This window comes from Streptomyces polyrhachis (assembly GCF_042663125.1).
GTDB classification, from domain to species: Bacteria; Actinomycetota; Actinomycetes; order Streptomycetales; family Streptomycetaceae; genus Streptomyces; species Streptomyces polyrhachii.
In genome coordinates, this window is the sequence record NZ_JBHSZO010000076.1 from 2,684 (window position 1) to 5,803 (window position 3,120).

Here is a 3,120-nt window from a genome sequence, read left to right on the forward strand (position 1 = left end):
ACGCCCTATTCGGACTCGCTTTCGCTACGGCTACCCCACACGGGTTAACCTCGCTACACACCGCTAACTCGCAGGCTCATTCTTCAAAAGGCACGCAGTCACGACCCACTGGGTAAACCCAATGAGCGACGCTCCCACGGCTTGTAGGCACACGGTTTCAGGTACTATTTCACTCCGCTCCCGCGGTACTTTTCACCATTCCCTCACGGTACTATCCGCTATCGGTCACCAGGGAATATTTAGGCTTAGCGGGTGGTCCCGCCAGATTCACACAGGATTTCTCGGGCCCCGTGCTACTTGGGTGTCTCTCAAACGAGCCGTGGGAGCGTCGCGCAAGGAACAAGTTCCTTGCGCGACGCTCCCACGGCTTGTAGGCACACGGTTTCAGGTACTATTTCACTCCGCTCCCGCGGTACTTTTCACCATTCCCTCACGGTACTATCCGCTATCGGTCACCAGGGAATATTTAGGCTTAGCGGGTGGTCCCGCCAGATTCACACAGGATTTCTCGGGCCCCGTGCTACTTGGGTGTCTCTCAAACGAGCCGTACAGATTTCAGCTACGGGGGTCTTACCCTCTACGCCGGACCTTTCGCATGTCCTTCGCCTATCCATACGGTTTCTGACTCGTCTCACAGCCGGCAGACTATGAAAGAGAGATCCCACAACCCCGCACACGCAACCCCTGCCGGGTATCACACGCATACGGTTTGGCCTCATCCGGTTTCGCTCGCCACTACTCCCGGAATCACGGTTGTTTTCTCTTCCTGAGGGTACTGAGATGTTTCACTTCCCCTCGTTCCCTCCACACCGCCTATATATTCAGCGGTGGGTGACAGCCCATGACGACTGCCGGGTTTCCCCATTCGGACACCCCCGGATCACAGCTCGGTTGACAGCTCCCCGGGGCCTATCGCGGCCTCCCACGTCCTTCATCGGTTCCTGGTGCCAAGGCATCCACCGTGCGCCCTTAAAAACTTGGCCACAGATGCTCGCGTCCACTGTCCAGTTCTCAAACAACGACCAACCACCCATCACCCCACCCTTCACAGGTGAGTGCACTGGGGCCGGCATACCGAAGATCCAGGCTTCACAGCCCGTACCTTCAGACACCCAACAGCGTGCCCAGCCCCCTGCCTTGACCCGGTCCGCGTTCCACACTCCGAGGAGTAGTACTAGCGTCCCGACCGCAGCCTGAGACTGAATAGTCAACGTTCCACCCATGAGCTAACCACCGCAGGACGTTCGCCTGCGTTGTGGCTCTTGTGACCGCCGAAGCGGTCAAAGATGCTCCTTAGAAAGGAGGTGATCCAGCCGCACCTTCCGGTACGGCTACCTTGTTACGACTTCGTCCCAATCGCCAGTCCCACCTTCGACGGCTCCCTCCCCACAAGGGGGTTGGGCCACCGGCTTCGGGTGTTACCGACTTTCGTGACGTGACGGGCGGTGTGTACAAGGCCCGGGAACGTATTCACCGCAGCAATGCTGATCTGCGATTACTAGCGACTCCGACTTCATGGGGTCGAGTTGCAGACCCCAATCCGAACTGAGACCGGCTTTTTGAGATTCGCTCCACCTCGCGGTATCGCAGCTCATTGTACCGGCCATTGTAGCACGTGTGCAGCCCAAGACATAAGGGGCATGATGACTTGACGTCGTCCCCACCTTCCTCCGAGTTGACCCCGGCGGTCTCCCGTGAGTCCCCATCACCCCGAAGGGCATGCTGGCAACACAGGACAAGGGTTGCGCTCGTTGCGGGACTTAACCCAACATCTCACGACACGAGCTGACGACAGCCATGCACCACCTGTACACCGACCACAAGGGGGGCACCATCTCTGATGCTTTCCGGTGTATGTCAAGCCTTGGTAAGGTTCTTCGCGTTGCGTCGAATTAAGCCACATGCTCCGCCGCTTGTGCGGGCCCCCGTCAATTCCTTTGAGTTTTAGCCTTGCGGCCGTACTCCCCAGGCGGGGAACTTAATGCGTTAGCTGCGGCACGGACAACGTGGAATGTTGCCCACACCTAGTTCCCACCGTTTACGGCGTGGACTACCAGGGTATCTAATCCTGTTTGCTCCCCACGCTTTCGCTCCTCAGCGTCAGTATCGGCCCAGAGATCCGCCTTCGCCACCGGTGTTCCTCCTGATATCTGCGCATTCCACCGCTACACCAGGAATTCCGATCTCCCCTACCGAACTCTAGCCTGCCCGTATCGACTGCAGACCCGGAGTTAAGCCCCGGGCTTTCACAATCGACGCGACAAGCCGCCTACGAGCTCTTTACGCCCAATAATTCCGGACAACGCTTGCGCCCTACGTATTACCGCGGCTGCTGGCACGTAGTTAGCCGGCGCTTCTTCTGCAGGTACCGTCACGCCTGAGAAAACTCAAACGCTTCTTCCCTGCTGAAAGAGGTTTACAACCCGAAGGCCGTCATCCCTCACGCGGCGTCGCTGCATCAGGCTTTCGCCCATTGTGCAATATTCCCCACTGCTGCCTCCCGTAGGAGTCTGGGCCGTGTCTCAGTCCCAGTGTGGCCGGTCGCCCTCTCAGGCCGGCTACCCGTCGTCGCCTTGGTAGGCCATCACCCCACCAACAAGCTGATAGGCCGCGGGCTCATCCTGCACCGCCGGAGCTTTCCAGCCTCCACCATGCGGCAGAAGCTCGTATCCGGTATTAGACCCCGTTTCCAGGGCTTGTCCCAGAGTGCAGGGCAGATTGCCCACGTGTTACTCACCCGTTCGCCACTAATCCACCCCGAAAGGCTTCATCGTTCGACTTGCATGTGTTAAGCACGCCGCCAGCGTTCGTCCTGAGCCAGGATCAAACTCTCCGTGAATGTATATCCACGAGAGCGGTCCCACCGGGCGGAATAAGCCCGGACAGGACACAGCGTCCTCGCTGTATTGCCTCCCCCACCCACAAAAGGGGGGAAGGACTTTCAAAGGAACCTCGTCTTCCAAGAAGACGGGGTATCAACATATTTGGCGTTGACTTTTAGCACGCTGTTGAGTTCTCAAGGAACGGACGCTTCCTTCGTACTCCCTCCGCATTCCTGCGAAGCTTTCCTCCGGGCGCTTCCCTTCGTGTCCCCGACTCTATCAGACCCTTTTCAGTGTC

At 58.3% G+C, this 3,120-nt stretch carries 2 rRNA genes (1 of these 2 running past the window's edge); both read right to left on the reverse strand.

The features are described 5' to 3' along the window. Nucleotides 1-983 (reverse strand): 23S ribosomal RNA (locus ACFQLX_RS25530) (it extends 2,466 nt beyond the left edge of the window). A gap of 314 nt (nt 984-1,297) precedes the next feature. Continuing rightward, nucleotides 1,298-2,839 (reverse strand): 16S ribosomal RNA (locus ACFQLX_RS25535). Together the 16S and 23S rRNA genes form the textbook arrangement of a ribosomal RNA operon. Between the last annotated feature and the right edge of the window lie 281 nt (nt 2,840-3,120).